Source organism: Maribacter thermophilus (genome assembly GCF_001020565.1).
Lineage (GTDB): Bacteria > Bacteroidota > Bacteroidia > Flavobacteriales > Flavobacteriaceae > Maribacter > Maribacter thermophilus.
On sequence record NZ_LDAS01000001.1, the window covers coordinates 2121212 to 2138784 of the forward strand.

The 17573-nt window shown below is 38.6% G+C and carries 15 protein-coding genes; 4 read left to right on the plus strand and 11 right to left on the minus strand.

The features are described 5' to 3' along the window. Positions 1-39: 39 nt before the first annotated feature. The 4 genes from AB657_RS09155 to AB657_RS09170 form a co-directional block, all read right to left on the minus strand. Positions 40-1005 carry a FecR family protein gene (locus AB657_RS09155; protein ID WP_047246215.1) on the minus strand — a complete coding sequence of 322 codons (966 nt, stop codon included), beginning with the start codon at positions 1003-1005 and terminating at the stop codon, positions 40-42. A gap of 120 nt (positions 1006-1125) precedes the next feature. Beyond that, positions 1126-1695 (minus strand): RNA polymerase sigma-70 factor, encoded by a 570-nt coding sequence (locus AB657_RS09160; RefSeq protein ID WP_047246216.1) that lies wholly within the window; start codon positions 1693-1695, stop codon positions 1126-1128. Between the two features lie 101 nt (positions 1696-1796). Then, complete coding sequence (locus AB657_RS09165; RefSeq protein WP_232304868.1) at positions 1797-3584, minus strand: alkaline phosphatase; 1788 nt, start codon at positions 3582-3584, stop codon at positions 1797-1799. A 340-nt stretch (positions 3585-3924) separates the two neighbouring features. Continuing rightward, positions 3925-5034 (minus strand): mevalonate kinase family protein, encoded by a 1110-nt coding sequence (locus tag AB657_RS09170; RefSeq protein ID WP_232304869.1) that lies wholly within the window; start codon positions 5032-5034, stop codon positions 3925-3927. Between the two features lie 269 nt (positions 5035-5303). Here AB657_RS09170 and AB657_RS09175 point away from each other — a divergent pair, with 269 nt between their 5' ends. Then, positions 5304-5537, plus strand: coding sequence for a hypothetical protein (locus AB657_RS09175; RefSeq protein WP_157491659.1), 234 nt, complete (start codon positions 5304-5306; stop codon positions 5535-5537). A 193-nt stretch (positions 5538-5730) separates the two neighbouring features. Here the strand turns inward: AB657_RS09175 and AB657_RS09180 are convergent, their stop codons facing one another. Next, positions 5731-6816 carry a phosphoglyceromutase gene (locus AB657_RS09180; protein WP_047247904.1) on the minus strand — a complete coding sequence of 362 codons (1086 nt, stop codon included), beginning with the start codon at positions 6814-6816 and terminating at the stop codon, positions 5731-5733. Positions 6817-7058: 242 nt separating this feature from the next. Between AB657_RS09180 and AB657_RS09185 the strand changes: the two genes are divergently transcribed. From AB657_RS09185 to AB657_RS09195, 3 genes are all read left to right on the plus strand, one after another. Further along, positions 7059-7247: a hypothetical protein gene (locus tag AB657_RS09185; protein WP_047246218.1), complete on the plus strand. Its 189-nt coding sequence runs from the start codon at positions 7059-7061 to the stop codon at positions 7245-7247. 263 nt (positions 7248-7510) lie between these two features. Then, the gene (locus AB657_RS09190) at positions 7511-9814 is read left to right on the plus strand and encodes an FdhF/YdeP family oxidoreductase (RefSeq protein ID WP_047247905.1); all 2304 of its coding nucleotides are present in this window, start codon (positions 7511-7513) and stop codon (positions 9812-9814) included. Between the two features lie 85 nt (positions 9815-9899). Then, positions 9900-11282: an exonuclease domain-containing protein gene (locus tag AB657_RS09195; RefSeq protein ID WP_047246219.1), complete on the plus strand. Its 1383-nt coding sequence runs from the start codon at positions 9900-9902 to the stop codon at positions 11280-11282. Between the two features lie 451 nt (positions 11283-11733). Here the strand turns inward: AB657_RS09195 and AB657_RS18215 are convergent, their stop codons facing one another. The 6 genes from AB657_RS18215 to AB657_RS09225 form a co-directional block, all read right to left on the minus strand. Continuing rightward, positions 11734-11862, minus strand: coding sequence for a hypothetical protein (locus tag AB657_RS18215; protein ID WP_262493341.1), 129 nt, complete (start codon positions 11860-11862; stop codon positions 11734-11736). A gap of 151 nt (positions 11863-12013) precedes the next feature. Next, a complete protein-coding gene (locus AB657_RS09205; RefSeq protein ID WP_047246221.1) occupies positions 12014-13744 on the minus strand; it encodes a SulP family inorganic anion transporter in 1731 nt (576 codons plus the stop codon). Between the two features lie 36 nt (positions 13745-13780). Further along, on the minus strand, positions 13781-14122 hold the full coding sequence (locus tag AB657_RS09210) for a TfoX/Sxy family protein (protein ID WP_047246222.1): 342 nt from the start codon (positions 14120-14122) through the stop codon (positions 13781-13783). Positions 14123-14148: 26 nt separating this feature from the next. After that, positions 14149-14928: an aldose 1-epimerase gene (locus tag AB657_RS09215; RefSeq protein ID WP_052958760.1), complete on the minus strand. Its 780-nt coding sequence runs from the start codon at positions 14926-14928 to the stop codon at positions 14149-14151. Between the two features lies 1 nt (position 14929). Then, complete coding sequence (locus AB657_RS09220) at positions 14930-16225, minus strand: M20/M25/M40 family metallo-hydrolase (RefSeq protein WP_047246224.1); 1296 nt, start codon at positions 16223-16225, stop codon at positions 14930-14932. 103 nt (positions 16226-16328) lie between these two features. Continuing rightward, the gene (locus tag AB657_RS09225; RefSeq protein ID WP_047246225.1) at positions 16329-17570 is read right to left on the minus strand and encodes an ABC transporter permease; all 1242 of its coding nucleotides are present in this window, start codon (positions 17568-17570) and stop codon (positions 16329-16331) included. Positions 17571-17573 lie beyond the last annotated feature (3 nt).

Below are 17573 nucleotides of genomic sequence, written 5' to 3' on the forward strand. Positions count from 1 at the left end.
TTCTTTTTTAGCTTATATCATAGTTTGTTTTTTGGTTTATTAATTTTTATCGATACACGTACCCTGAATAAGGATATTATTGTTCTTTAAAGGCTTAAATGACAGTCCTTTTTTAACATAGGTGATACTTGCCAGAACATTGGACAAGGTTTCATTATCAAACGATGCGGTTATATGGCAATCTAGCGATTGGTCATCATGGACCACAAAAGTAACCCCGTACCACTTCTCCATAATACCAAGGGCTTCTTTAACAGTAATATCGCTAAACTTCAATATCCCCTTTTGCCAATTGATGAATTTTGAAGTGTCTACCTCCTTTTTAGAAATACTGCCTAGGTTCTTATGAAAAACACCTTGTTGGTTGGGGTGCAAATACACCACATTGTCGCTAGCGTCAATTTGCACCTTACCGGTGGCCACCGTAACCGAAATTTCGTTATTGCCCGGGTAGGCATTTACGTTGAAAGATGTACCTAAAACCTTAGTGCTTAAACCACCTGACTTAATAATAAAAGGTTTAGCTGCATCTTTTGCCACATTAAAAAAGGCTTCGCCTATCAGCGTTACCTCTCTGGTATTACCAATAAATTTTTCTGGAAAGGATAGAGTGCTGCCAGTATTCAATTTTATTTTGGTCCCGTCAGACAAAACAAATTCTTTTCGTTTACCCCAATCTGTAGTCTCCACTATCTGCGAAACAGTTTGGGGCGTTTTTTTTGTAGTATGCAGCCCAAGGTATGCCAAAACCCCAAGGTTAATGATTATGGCAATAGATGCGGCCACCTTAACCCATAACCTGCCAGACTTTTTATACTGTCGCCCATGTATTCTTCTCAACAGCTTTTGCCCCAATTGTTCCGTACGGCCCTCTTTTTTAGAAACACGCTCCTTATTTTTAATAATCAAAGAAGCGTCGAACTTTTCCAAAAGCTTTTCCTCAGTAGCGGTAATAGTACCATTAAGGTACTTGTCCATAAGTGTTTTTACTTCTTTTTCGGTCATTATACTATCGTTACAATGATAAGTACCGAAACAGGCGGGCCACGCACACTCTAAAAAGCAGTCTTAATCGTTACTTAACAAAACAACGAACCACTTAACTTTTAGGTAATAAAAAAGAAACTAAAGAAATGAAAATAAGGTTTTTGCCACTGCAAGTTCTTTACGTAATTGACGTAGGGCAAAAGAAATTTGGTTCTCTACAGAACGTTGGGAAATATCTAATTTATTGGCAATCTCTTTATTGTCGATATTATTAATACGACTAAGTCTAAAAATCACCTGACATCTTTTTGGAAGGGCGGAAATAACGCTATTTATTCTAGTAGATAACTCTATTACATCATCATTCTGATCTACTTCTGACGCAACGGAAACCGAATTGGCAACCTCTAACTGTATCTTATTGAATTTTTGATCCCGTAAATGATTATAACATTTATAGCGAATAGACCTGTACAAATATGATTTTAGAAACTTGATTTCCAAATCTTGTCTTCTTTGCCAAAAATCTACCCAAATATCTTGTACTATGTCTTGGGCAAGACTATCATTCATGAGTATAGAACAGGCGTAGGAGTACATAGGCTCCCACAAAACTTTAAACAAGGTATTGAATGCTTTTTGATCCGATTGCCGTACACGTAAAACCAAATTTTCAATTTCACTATTGTCCATTTTCTCGATTTTCATTCTGCCCAAATCTCCAATAATTAAATTGAAGTGATATTATAACATTGTAAACATTAGGTAAAATGATTTCTTCTCGGCCCAACAAGCTAGCAATCTAACCACTACTTTTCTGAAGTAATTTGCAGAACCTTCAATAGCTTTTCGAAGATCACATTGTTTTCATACACTCCTTGAAACTCTTGAGACATGGGTCCGTAGGCAAAAACAGGAACCATAGTACCTGTATGGTCATGAGTGGTAAAATCTGCCTCAATTTCATGTTTCCCTACATTACCTTGTGGTATGGTCAACCCACCCGTTTCATGGTCCGCCGTAATCACCACCAAGGTATTTTTATCTTTATCGGCAAACTTTATAGCCTCTGAGACCGCTCTATCAAAAGAGATACTCTCGGTAACGACCCCTTTGATATTATTTGCATGGCCGTAGCTATCAATTTTCGCCCCTTCAACCATTAAGAAAAACGAATTGTCCTTATTTAAATATGAAAGTCCATTTTTAGTTGCTTCGGCCAATTTCTTCACATAAGACTCTTGCAACTCCCCCTCTACAAAATTAAACCATGCCCCTACCTTTTTATCTTTACTGGAACCAATGGCACCAATATTTGTACTCATTGCAAAACCGGCATCTTCAATATTCCGCACTGCAGAAGATGGCTGAGAGATAAACAGTTTTAATCGGGAGGCCTGTAGATCTGACGCTATCTCGGCCACCATACCCCTATCGGTTTGGTGGGCATAAAAAGAAGAAGGGGTTGCCCCCGTAATTTCGTCTGTGGTAATAACCCCTGCAAGAAAGCCTTTTTCCGATAATATTTCTGTTAGGTTACGAACAGGCCCTCCATTTACATCGGTACCAATGGCCCTATTGTTCGTTTTTTGCCCTGTTGCTATGGCGGTACCCGCACCTGCAGAATCTGTTGTAAAATCGTCAGCAGATTGCGTTTTAATAAACCCTATGCTTTTTAATTGTGTTAAAGACAAGGCCCCATTATTTGCCAAAACAGCAGATGATATTTGTGTTAACCCATTGCCGTCACCGATCATTAAAATAATGTTCTTTGGGGCTCTTAGCACCTGATCTGTCTCAAAAGTTGGATGATACACTTCTGAGAAAACAGTATTTCGCACCACCCTTTCATTCAATGAAGAAACATAGGTTACACACTCATTGGGCATATCTGTATTAATAAAATCCACACCCATGTCCACAAAGGCCTTCCAGGCAGTTTTAGAATCGGGTGTCGCCCAAAAGCGAAAAGGCTTTTTTAATTGATGCCCCATTTCAATGGCCTTCGCAACCTTTTTATAATCTTCGGCCGTTAACCTGCCTTTACCGTTCCAATTAGAATAGTGCTTAAAACTTACGCTGACCATAGCTATTTTTTCAAGTACTTTGGCATTGCTTACAGGCTGTAAACTTTGATAGTCGAAATAAATAAAATCTGGATAATCGACATATTCCTTTAATACCGGACGGTTTCCGGATATAATAATTTTAATAGTAGGGTCGCCAATAATGGACGGATACTTTTTTAGACTGGTAACAATAGCATCTAAAGTGATATGGGCGTCGGTCTTTACATCTATCATGAGCTGTAAGGACCTGCCCTTGAGCAACCCCAGCTCCAAAGCTTCTTGCAAGGGGTTTAAATACAGTCTCTCTAAGGTTTTCTTTTCATGAATTTCACTTGGCTCATGAGCTACCATCAATTTACCGTCCGTATAAAAAACATCCACCTCAATTGACTGCGCTTCGGCGCCAAAGGCTTTCCAAAAAGGAATATTCTGTTTGTAATCATTATGCGAATGCACTTTACTATCTTGTGGCAATACAAAATGCATTACCATGAACATGCATATGAACATTACTCCTCTCAATTTCATAAACCTATTTTAATAAAGATAGCCCATACATCTACAGGCCGGTATTTTTTACCTAAAGAAAAACTTGTGAGCGGCAAATGTCCTATTTATTTCCAAGATTTGTTTTAACTAAAGGTCAAGTAAACGTGAATATAAATGAACCTGGCCCTTGATATCTTTATTTAAAAATAATTTTGCACAAAAGCCCTATACCATATTCCCTCAGAAGAATATGGTACACCTATACGCCAATTAAAGCGACATAAATTGTTGCGAGCAGCTACTACTTAACTGCACTCTATTTACCAATTACCGCTTTTGATCTCTTATATACCATTTAACAATGGTCAGTTCAAAAAAGTTACGACAAATTTCGAAGACCTGGATCTACCGATATGGCGTAGGCATCTTTGGCCCCTACCGCCATGAGGGCATTTATAATTTTATCTTCGGTACCCGGTTCGGTAATCGCGACTATACTGCCACCTCCACCAGAACCAACTATTTTTGCACCATAGGCACCAGCATTCAATGCCGCATTGATCATGGCATCGATTTTAGGAACTGTAATTTGAAGTTTATCCCTAAGCACTGCATGGTGTTGGTTCATTAAATCACCCAACACCTTTAAATCGGCCGTTGTTTTTTCTAGTTCTTTCAGCGCCAATTGGGTAATATGGTGATTCTCTATCGCTCCTTCAAAATAAGGAATATATTCTGCCGGCAATACAGCTATATAGCTCTTTAGGTCATCTACCGTTGCCTTGGACAAGTCGAAGTCCGGAAATTCTTTCTTAACTATTTCTATAGATTTTAAGGCATTGCCCTTTACACGCGACAATAGCCCGACCGTTTCTTTTGGCACACCCGAAACGCCGGACACCATACCATTGAGGTCTGATTTTATAGATTGACACTTATACGGCATTGAGGTCTTAATTTTTACGATGCCTCCTACTGCAATACTAAAATGGTCCATCATGCCACCGGGCTCATTATGCTCCAACACCTCTGCCGAATATGCCAATTCCGCTAAATAATCTTTATCTACAGCATCGTTTACGCCAAATGCCTCGACCAAAAAATAGATCCAGGCCAAGAGTACTGCCGAAGAACTGGAGTTACCAGAATTGATAGGAATATTACCGGTTATATCAACATCATAACCCTGATCCGTAACGCAGCCCCGTCTTCTTAACACCCGTAATGCAGAACCAAAGTAATCACGTGGTTCCAACTCCATGAACATATCGGATATTGAAATGACTCTTTGTTTTCCGATATCTTTCATATTTATCACAAACGAGCCTAAACTGTTGGGCTTGGCCGTTAGCGATATCTGCCTATCTATTGCACAGGCAACAACGGGCAACCCCAGATAATCTTGATGATCCCCGAACAAACATGTTCTTCCGGGCGACATTATCCTAATTTCTTTCTTCCTTTTCGAGGGTGTTGTTCTTTCGTTCAATGCAAATCTATTAAAATGAATGGCGATAAAAATAAAGGTTAATATCTAACCAAAAAAATAACCGACACAGTAAGTTTTATCCATTTATGGGCGTAACAAAACTTACACCAAATGCTCATTCGTCGCACATATATAAAACACCCTCGGACCAACTATAATTTTTTATCCACAAATAATTGTCTTACAGGTATTTGTTAAAAACATATTTATCAACAACCACATAATTATTTCATTATTTATTTATATTTGGGAACCTACCATTGATTATTATGATGACCGAAAACATTAAAACAATGTTCAGTAAAATGAACGATTGCACCAGAGACACGGCACTATCGTGCCTAATGTCCGAGTTTAAATTGGACAACAAAAAGACTATAAAGAAAAATTGGATGATCGGTGGAAGGATACCTGAAGAATATCAAGAAAGGACCGTGATTATCTTTCAAAACCTATTAAGGGAGCAAACCATGAAAGTCAGGGAAATTCAGGTACATTTATAGGGCATACACATTAAATTACATGCTTGTCTTATTGGCAGGTATACATTTCAGCATATTTTCAAATAACTTACAACAAAAAAATAACCGGCAGATTCCTAAGAAAACACCGGTCACAAACTAACTCAAACTAATTCTAAACCTCACTGCAAAGGTGACTTCTAATTGTTATTACACAATTACCCCAAGATGAAGTTTAGTTTAATTCAAGAATGTCTGCCGGCATTTTGTTCTTATCTATTTTTAGTCCCAAAACATTCATGATAGTAGGTGCGATCTGGTTACTATAAATTTGTTCTTCATTTCTTACCTCACCCATTGGCCTTACCCCTTTACCAAAGGCAATAAACCATACACTACCAGCCCCTACGATATCGTTTCCATGGCTTTTCCAGGTATTCAAAGGTTCTGTTCCACGACCATGATCTGTAGTAATTATAAAAACAGTCTTGTTCTTATAAAAATCATCCGATTGGGTAAAATTCCAAAGCTGTTGTATGAACACATCTGTCGTATGAGCGGATTTTAAATAGGCTCCATAGTCCCCATCATGGGCAAAATCGTCGGTTTCACCATAAGAAATGTACAATAATTCCGGATGGTTCTTTTTCATTTTTTCCATTGCATAATGGTGGGTAAAAGCATCTAACCTCACCGTGCTCCACGGACTGGGCACCAAGGGCTGTAATTGGTTTAAGAACTTTTCTCTTTCCGTCAGGTGTTCACCTTTGGCAATTTCAAAACCAGCATTCACGGGTACCCCGGAACGATCCTCATTTATAATGGAAGGAAAAACATCCCAACTACCAAAGGCCGCCACCTTATTATGATATTTTGGACTCATATTTGCAAGCTCTAGAACTGTCTTGTTCGGATTTGGCATCTTATCGTTGCTAACAATACGCCCATCATCTGCCTTCCCTGTTAATATCTCATTGTAACCGGGATAGGAGAACCACTTGGTATTGGTTAAATCTACCTTACTTCCTACTGCCCTATTTCCATGAAGCTGTCCTATTTTAGTTAATTCTGTCCAAATGAAGGGAAGTAATACCTTTCTGCGTTCTTCCGGTGTTTCTCTCCAAAACTTTTTCTTTAGGGCCGTAGTATCGTGTACATACCCCGAATTGGTTATAAGTTGCGCATCCGCCCCCGAAAACATTTCTTGCCAACGAAAACCGTCCAGCGTAATCAACACTACCTTGGTATTATCCTTTTGTGCATTTACCCATGACATACTCAAAAAGACTACTAATAACGATACTAAAATTTTGGTATTCATATTTCTGATTTTATTAAGCTGGCAGAAGCCCATTCAACATTTAGTTTTTAGCAAAACACCTTTAACCAAAAAGAAATTAAACAACAATACCGACTCTATAATTTTATCAACAATTTATCGTGATAACTTTTTAAGTGCATTTCATCGAAAAAATTAGTCTTTTAATCGTTTAAAAGAATCATATGGATATTTTTGGGAAGACCTATTCAACCAATTATCAATTTATTAGCATTAAGTTTTAAATGAAAAAAGTCTCCCTTAAGTTCCTGATTTTTTCTTTCCTTTCTATTTCTTTTCTTTTAAACTTAACTTCCTGTAACAAACAGCACGATCTGGTTTCCGAATTTGTGATTTTAGAAGACCTTGCCCCTGCCCACCTAATCAACACAGACCAAATTACCGATTTCAAAGAACTAACGGAACAAGAATAGACCTCTATTTTAAAAATATTTAGTTTCAGGCCTGTTTCAGTTAGCAAGCTATCTTATACGGCACCATCGATAATTATTCTATTTTCTTTCTCTTACAAATAACAATTGGCCGCACCTTTTAAGCGGACTGCCCCTCTATTATAGAATATATTGCCCCCTCGTAGTTAACATAATCATATCCGACAAGTAATAACAATGCCTCGACCATGGGGTTTTATTCTATTTGTAATAACTTAGAATCAAATACAAAAAAGGGAAACCTAATGTCCGAAAACAATAAAAGAAACATATCAATAACCGGCAACATAGAATTTACGGGAATTACCCTTAACGAGCCAAAAAATTTCGCAGCCGGATTACCCGCCGTAAAAGTGGCCGTTCAGCATACCTTTAAAGAAATGGGGGCATTGGAAGCACTGTCTACCTTATCGCACATGAACCAAAAAGAGGGATTCGATTGCCCTGGATGTGCATGGCCAGACCCCGAAAAACCTTCTAAACTGGGCGAATATTGTGAGAATGGGGCAAAAGCACTGGCAGAGGAAGCAACCTATAAAAAGGTCGATGAAGTATTTTTTAAGAAATACAGTGTAGAAGAAATTTCTACTTGGTCCGATTATAAAATTGGAAAAAGTGGTCGTTTAACCCGCCCCATGATACTTCGTGAAGGGGAAATTCACTACAGCCCCATATCTTGGGAAGATGCCTATATGCTTATCGCCGACGAATTAAGAGCATTAAATTCTCCTAATGAAGGTATTTTTTATACCTCGGGAAGATCCAGTAACGAAGCCGCATTTTTATACGGGCTTTTTATAAGGGCATTTGGCACCAACAACATGCCAGATTGCTCAAACATGTGCCATGAGAGCAGTGGGGTAGCCCTTTCTGAAACATTGGGAATAGGTAAAGGCTCTGTAAAACTGGAAGATTTTGACAAAGCAGAAATTGTAATGGTCATAGGACAAAACCCGGGCACCAATCACCCTAGAATGCTGTCGGCACTAGAAAAATGTAAGAATAATGGCGGCAAGGTAATTACTATAAACCCTTTGGCAGAAGCAGGACTTATTCGTTTTAAGAACCCCCAATCAATTTCGGGACTAACTAAGGGCGCATCGCTTACCGACATTCATTTACAGGTAAAAATCAACCAAGATGTGGCTCTTTTAAAACTGATCATTAAAAGACTTGCCAAGCTGAGCGAGACCGACAACAAGGTGTTCGACCATAATTTTATTGAAAAACATACAGAGGGTTACGAAGCACTTTTGGCCGATCTAGATAATTTTTCCGACAATGAACTTTTAGAGGCATGTGGTGTCGCCGACGAAAAAATTACCGAAACTGTCGAACTCTTGGCTAAGAACAACAAAATTATCATTTGTTGGGCCATGGGCCTTACCCAGCATAAAAATGGCGTTGACAATATTAAAGAATGTGTAAACCTATTGCTTTTAAAAGGTAGTTTAGGCAAACCGGGCGCCGGTACTTGTCCGGTAAGAGGGCACAGTAATGTACAAGGTGACAGAACCGTAGGTATTATGCACCATGTATCCGAAGAGCTTAATACAGCCATAAAAAATGTTTTTGGTTTTACCCCACCCGACAAAGAGGGGCTAGACACGGTACATGCCCTCGATGCCATGCACCAAAATAAGGCGAAAGTCTTTGTTGCCCTTGGCGGAAACTTTATTTCTGCCGTGGCCGATACCGTATATGCGGCAGAAGCCCTGCAACAATGTAATTTAACGGTACAAATAAGTACCAAACTTAACCGCAGCCACTTAATAACAGGAAAAACAGCTCTGATCTTACCCACTTTAGGGCGCTCGGAAAAGGACTCAAAAAATGGAAAATCACAATTTTTGACCGTTGAGAACAGCATGGGAAAAGTACACAGGACCAAAGGACTGTTGACTCCCAAATCAGATCAGTTAAAAAGCGAACCTGAAATTATATCCGGTATTGCCAATGCCTACTTCAAAGGAACCCACCCTGTAGATTGGAAACGGCTAGGAAACGACTACGACTTCATAAGAAAAAAAATGTCGCAAACTTTCAAAGGTTTTGAAGAAGTGCAAACAGCATCAGAAGGAGCCGGTTACTATCTACCCAATAATGTCCGGGAACTGGACTTTTCAAAATTACCTAATAAAAAAGCACGATTCAGTATTTGCCGATTGGCACAACACCGATTAAGACCCAACGAGTTTTTATTGATGACGATACGGTCTCATGATCAATTCAACACTACTATTTACGGGCTTAACGACCGGTACAGGGGTATTAAAAACGAGCGCCGCGTGGTCTTTATGAACTCTGCCGATATGGAGCGTTTCGGTTACAAAAAATTTGATATTGTCGATTTGATCAGTAAGTATGAAAATAAGGAAAGACGGGCCGAGAAATTTTTGGTCATACCCTACAACATACCAGAAGGAAACCTGGCCGCCTATTTTCCGGAAACCAATATCATCGTACCCCACAACCATTTTGCGGATAAGAGCAACACCCCTATCAGCAAATCGATCATTGTTCATTTGGAAAGAAACAACAGCCTTTAGCCTTTATTTATTCGTTATCTAAAAATCGACTTTTAAGATTTAAAAAATGGCCTAACTTTATAGTAAACATTACCCACTCCGATTTTTGTATAGCATTGTAGACATAGAGACCACCGGCAACGGTATAAAGGGCAACCGTATCACTGAAATTTCCATCTTTAAAACGGACGGTTATAAGGTGATAGACGAGTTTACGTCATTGGTGAACCCTGAATGCGAGATACCATATTTTATAACCGGCCTTACGGGCATTGACAACGATATGGTACGCAATGCCCCAAAATTGGAGGAAATAGCCCCCAAAGTATTAGAAATTACGGCAGATACCATTTTTGTTGCCCATAGCGTAAATTTTGATTACAACGTTATAAAAAACGAATTTCAACAGATAGGGCTAGATTTTGTTCGAAAGAAATTATGTACCGTAAGGCTCTCCAGAAAACTGATTCCAGGTTATAACTCGTACAGCCTGGGCAAGCTATGTTCTGCCATAGGTATACCTTTAAAAGACAGACACAGGGCCAGGGGCGATGCACACGCCACCATGTTGTTGTTTCATAAATTGCTAAGAACCCCCAATGCAGATAAGGTTTTCAAATCTTTCTTGAACGCAAAATCACAAGAAGCCACTCTACCACCATCACTACCAAAGGCAGAGTTCGAAAAATTACCCAGCACCCCTGGTGTATATTACTTTAAGGACAGTAAGGGGAGAATTATATATGTTGGCAAGGCCATTAACATCAAAAAGAGGGTATTAAGCCATTTTTACGACAAATCATCAAAAGAGATTTCTCTCTGTACAGAGACCTCATACCTAGACTATGAAGAAACGGGCAGCGAACTGATTGCTCTTCTACAAGAATCATCGGAAATAAAAAGACATTATCCGAAATTTAACCGGGCACAAAAAAGACAAGTTCAACAGTACGCCATTTTTAGTTATGAAGACCGCAATGGCATTCTTCATTTAGCTTTCAATAAATTAAAAATGGCCCCTAATCCGTTACATATTTTTTACAGTATAACCGAATGTAGACTATTTTTAGAATCGCTCTGTGAAACATATGAGCTATGTCCTAAATATTGTCATCTACAAGAAAACGTTGAGATCTGCGATCATTACAAGATAAAACAATGCATTGGTATATGTTCTGACCTATCTTATGTAAAAGAATACAACAAAAGGGTATTAACCGCAATTGAGTCTATAGAGGAATCCAAAACCGATTATGTTATAAAGACAAAAGGAAGAAGCATTGATGAAGAAGCATTCGTATTAACAAGAAAAAATATTTACGTCGGTTATGGTTTTGTTTCAAAAGAAACCAACCTAACATATTTGGAAGACTTTGAAAATTATTTGATAAGACAGCCAAGTACTTTAGAAGCGCAGCGCATATTAGAATCTTTTCTAAGAAAAAAAGAACCAAAAATATTAAAGTTAGCTCCTGAAACTACTCGTTAGGGACAAGCATTATTCTTTCATCTTTTTATACATTCGTATCACAAAAAAGAGCCATACCAAAAAGATAAAGCCTACAATCAACGAATAGATTAAAACAAAGTCCACTATTTACGATACTTTAAGTAATTCATAAAACCGAGAATTGTTGGGGCCCATAAAGCTATAAATATAGCTTCGAGCTTTTCTCCCTTTAAAAACAATACTTCGGATACGATTATAATGGATAAGACTACTAGGAGCATTATAAAATTCATCAATCCTATACGCTGAATAAAATTTTTAATCATCTTTGTAATACAAATCCTACTTAAAGGTATTAAAATATAAAATGCAATCTTAATAAATATTAAGATTTTTTTAACAATTCGAATTGATTTATAAAACCTATCTCATAAAATACGAATCAATTTACAATTAAACTAACTTTTTTGTTGCATGAAAAAAAGCATCATTACTCTTTTTTCTTTCCGCTGTTCATCATACTAACGAGCACCAGTATAAGTGCTATAACGACGGCTACAAATACACCGATTATCACTATACCGTAACTCCAGTTGACCAAGGGTACCAAATTTTCCATATCTATTCAATTATTCAATTAGCAGGTTGTTAAAGAATTATAATACAAATTCCCAACAATAAAAATAATCGGTTGCATGCTTTCATTTTATGATATTGGTCATACTATGAAAGCCAAGGGATAAATACGGTAAGGGATGCAAAAAGTGCCGCTACAATTTAAGTTTACTATTCTCATGCGCCACCCTAGCGGTAATCATCGAAACCTTATCTGGATTATCATAAAAATCAACGGCCTCCTTTGTTTTTACGAACAAGAACTCCTTTTGCAGTTCATGAATAATTTTACTGTTAAAAATAATATCGCGCATTGGGCCAATAGCCCCGGCTATATAAAATTGCAGTCCTTTTTCATGAATTTGGTGTATTAGCTTTGAAAGTGTATCCGCTGCGGTGGCATCTATATAATTAATGGCCTCGGCATTTAATATTACCGCCTTTAGATCGGGCCCTTTGCCCTTTATATGTTTTAAAAGCTCTTTTTTAAAATATGCCGAATTGCCAAAATACAATTGTGAATCGAACCGTACGATCAAGAGATCTTTTCGTATTATCACCTCATCATCGAACCTTTTGATGTTCTTATAATAATCAGACCCTTTTACATTGCCCAGTTCGGCAAAGTGGGGTTTCGAGGTGCGATAGACCATTAGCAATAAGGACACAAGTACCCCGATCAAAATTCCTTGGGTAATACCTACAAAAAGGGTAATCAAAAAAGTCAATAACAATACCGCAAATTCATCTTTTCTATCTGCCCAAAGTACTTTAGCGTATTTAAGATCGATCAAGCCAAAAACGGAAACCATAATTATACTGGCCAAAGCGGCATTTGGCAAAAACCTAAATATGGGTGTAAAAAACAATAATGTGAGCACTACCAGTACAACGCTGAACAGGCCAGCCAAATTGGTTTGTGCCCCGGCCGCATAGTTAATGGCCGACCTAGAAAAACTTGCCGTTGAAGGATACCCATGAAAAAGAGAACCTACAATATTAGAACTGCCCAATGCCACAAGCTCTTTATCGGCATCGATAGTTTCATCCCCACTTTTCTCCTCCAGGGCCTTACCTATCGAAACAGTCTCTAAATACCCCACCAATGCCAAAGCTATTGCCATTGGCCATAACTGTTCCAAATTCGCCAAATTCACATTTGGCAACGAAAAAGACGGAAAACCTTTGGGAACTTCACCTACCAATCTTACACCGTAATCCCCCAAGTTTAAATAGAATACCCCTATGATACCAAGAACCACGACCAAAAGTATGGCCGGAAAGCTTTTTTTCCATTTCTTGAACCCCAGAATAATCAAAATTCCTATAAGACCTATAGCCAAGTCTAGAGGATTCATATCTGAAACCTTATCAAAGGTAAGCTGTATAATTTCATGAAATTTGTTACTTCCGGCCACTTCCAAACCCAACAAATGCTTTAATTGACTGAACATTATGATAAAGGCAGCTGCCGAAGTAAACCCACTTATCACCGGTTTAGACATAAAATTGACCAAAAACCCCATTCTCAAAATTCCTAACAACAACTGGGTAGCCCCAACCATTAGGGTAAGAACCAACACCATGGCTATATAGTTTTCTATCCCCGAAATAGCCAGTGTAGAAAGACTGGCCGCCACTAAAAGGGAATCCATGGCAACCGGCCCCACCGCAATTCTTCTAGAAGTTCCTAAAAACACGTATGTTAAAATGGGAAATAACGAGGTGTACAAACCGTACACAGGTGGCAATCCTGCAATCATGGCATATGCCATACCTTGGGGCACCAACACTATACCAACCGTAAGACCCGCTATCAAGTCTTTAATGAAATATTCTTTTTTATAGGTAGTTACCCAATCCAAAAAAGGTAAAAATCGCCTCACTCCCCAAAATTAATCAATTAGATTACACTTGCTAAACTATACCAGTAACTTATTAAATTTAACCGCTTGCCCCACCCAAAAATCCAAGTCCTCTTCAGAATCAAAGCCTTCGGGGTATATAAAAAGAAACCCTTTTGAAGGTTTTCCCGTAAAGTTCATTTGTTGGCTCCCTCTCTTATTCAAAAGGTCCTCATAATTCAACTTCCCTACCCTTACCATTAAACGGTCTTGTATTATAGTCTTGTCTATATCAACACCTATACACATCTTTCCGTTCAACATAAACACAAGGGCCCCCATCATTTTCTTTTCTTCCAGAAAACCGATTCCCTTTAATCGATTTCGCACCCGATCTACTAAATATTCGCTATAGGCCATCTGTTGCAATCATTAAAAAATTAATCTTATGATGGTTTCAAAAATACTTGGAACATTCCATTTTTGTCCGATAAATAGTCGAATCCTCTATGCAGATCTTTCTGATCCACGGCATACGGATAAAAGGTAATGGGTTCTATACAAACCATGTTGGACACTTCTGTCCAAAGCATAAAATGAGAAAAACCTTGAGTAGTGATCATTAAACCATGTTCGCCATCGGCAAGGGATATTTTAGAGGCACTCAGAACTGGCATGGCCCTACTACCAACCGCCAACACTTCTGGCAATGCAATTTCTTTCTCATCGGTTATTATTTTTACATCGCCGGTAGTTAAATTGAACGCAGGGTGGTACCCTAACATAAAGGGCATTTCTTTTTCTCCTGAAATTTGGAAGGCAACCCTTAACCCGTCTTCACTTAGAACAAAAGTTTTCTCAAAAACAAAATCATAGGGCCAAAAAAGCACTGCTTTGGTAGATTTTTGGGGAAATTTTGAGTTTTTTACGGTATCGTTGGCTGTGTATATTTTTTTAAAGACCACTTTGGTTTTTGAGTGTTGCTCTCTTTCATAGGTCATTTCCCTCAACAGTCCGTGCTGATCTTGAACAGCCTTGCCTTTTTCTGTTTCGACCGTAAAATCCGCTTTATTTGTGGGACCTATGATCGGAAACATTTCGGTATCGGAACTACGCCACCCCGGACTTCCCTTTTGGTGTATATATTGGTGCCCGTCCACTTTATAACTGATCAGCTCACCTTTATCTACAACAACTTCTTGGTTACCTAAAGAAAGTATGGTCATATTATTCATTTATTAATCTATAGATCAAAATAGCGGTTCTTTTCGTCAACGCCTCTATAGTATTCAGGTTTACGGTTTCCTCGGGTGTATGTGCTCCAGAACCCATAGTACCCAAACCATCTAAACAGTCTACATATTTAGCTACAAAAGAAGTATCGGCCGCACCTCTTTTACCAGGGTCATAGGCGATTACCTCTCCTTGGCCCAAATCTAAACTCACCTGATTTAGTTTGGTCAGCAGCGCATTGTTACCTTCGGTAGGCCCCATTGCAGGGTAACTGTCGGTAAAGGTAATTTTGGCCGAAGTCATGGGTAAATTTTCAGAAACGATTTTACGCATACTTTCACGAGTTCTTTCTTTCTGCTCTTCGGAAATAAATCGAAGACCGCCCCTTACTTCTGCCTTTTGCGCAACAACGTTTGTTTTTCCAAAAACGGTTCCTTTACTGGTCATTTCATCGAACTCTACGAATGTACCACCTAGCAACGTTCCCGGATTAAAGGTCAGTAGGTCCTCTCCTTTTACATCGGTATAAAACTGGTGAAGTATTCGCGACATTTCAAAAATGGCCCCAGCACCTACCTCATCATTAAAAATACCTGAAGAATGCGCCCTTTTACCTTCTACCTCTACTTTCCAACCAGAAGATCCCCTTCTGGCCACGGTAGCATAATTAAATCCGGTAGAAGTCTCGAACCCCAAGGCAATATCACTTCTTTTGGCAGCTTCTATCAAATCTTTTCTACTTATATCCAAAGGTTTTCCGGCACTTTCCTCATCTCCGGTAAATGCCGCAATTATTTGGGCATCTTTTAATAAATTGTTTTCCTGTAGCGCTTTTAGTGCATATAGGATTATTACATTTCCACCTTTCATATCATTACCTCCCGGGGCATGGGCGATGCTATCATTTATTCTGGTAAAGGTCTGAAAGGGACTATCTTCTTCAAAAACCGTATCTAGATGGCCTATTAGTAAAATTTTCTTTCCTTTTGAGCCCTTGGTCTCGGCAAACAGGTGGCCCGCCCTGTTCAACTCTTCTGGCATAGGTATCCATTTCGTATCAAAACCGATGGACTCGAATGCAGTACTGAATTCGCTTCCTACTTTTTTGACTCCTTCTAAATTCAGCGTACCACTGTTAATGTTCACTACCTTCTCCAAAAACTGAATGGCCTCAGCGTTGTTGGTTTCTATGCTTTTAATAATTTTCTTTTCTGTTCTGGATAGTTTTTGACCCGAAATAGGCAGCACACACACCAGAAAAACTAAGGTTACAAATAACTTTTTCATCATAATTGTTTGGTTGTATCAAATGTACCCAAAACTCGGGCGATACAAAATAAAAAAGAGGAAACTCCACACTCCTACACCCACAAAAATGGGTGTTCACAAGTATTTACTCGAACCTAATGGCTTTAACGGGCGTAATCTTGGTGATGATATAAGATGGTATAAGCAACATTAAAAGACACAGCAACAGCACTCCTATATTTAAAACCAGAATCGTTATTACATCAATATGAACAGGAATGTACTCTATATAATACTCTTCTGGATTGGGAAATTTAAACATTCGGTATTTGCTTTGTAAAAAGATAAGTCCCAAACCGATCAGATTTCCCCAAAACAGCCCTACCCCTATTAAATAGGTGGCGTTATACAAAAAGACCTTTCTAATGCTCCAGTTCGTCGTACCCAAAGCCTTTAAAATACCGATCATAGGCGTACGTTCTAAAATGAGTACCAAAAGGGCCGTAATCATATTAATACCCCCAACTATAATCATGATACCGATGATAAGACCAATATTAAAATCGAAGAGACCGATCCACTCAAAAATCTTGTAATACTTGTCTTTCAAGGTTTTGGTATCCAAATTAGAAAGCGTTTTTCCATAGATCTCGGCACTTTTTTCATCTATATCGTCAAAACTTTCCAAAAAGACCTCGAAATTACCTACCTCATCCTCTTTCCATTTATTCATTTGCTGAATATGGCGAATATCTATAAAAATGTACCTGCTATCTATCTCCTCAAAACCACTATCATAAATTCCCTTTACAACAAACTTACGTTGGTTCGGAATCTTTTCGGTATCATCGTCGCGCAGAAAAAAAGTAAAGAAAGAATCACCTACCTCCAATTTTAAACGGTTGGCCGTTATCTGGGATATAAGTACATCGCTATTTAATTCTGCCGTATAATCCGGCAAAGAACCACTTACCAAATACTCTTTTAAGGGCGCCCAATAATAATCTTGTCCTACTCCTTTGGCAATCACCCCCTCGAAAGTGTCGGGTGTTCTTATGATGCCGGCTTTTGTAGCCACCGCCTGTACGTGGACAATACCGTGCACATCTTTAAACTCTGGATAAAAATCCTGGTTTTTAGAAACGGGTACTACAGAGACCTCTGAACTGTTATTATCATAGTTCGTGATTTGCACATGCCCATTAAAAGCCGTCACTTTCTCACGAATCTTATATTTAAGCCCTACTCCGGTAGCAATGGCTATCAACATCATAACCACACCGATCGCAATGGCTGCAATAGCTATTTTTATTATTGGTGCGGAAATACTAATTTTATGCTCCTTACCCGTAATAAGCCGTTTGGCGATAAAATATTCTAGGTTCAAATG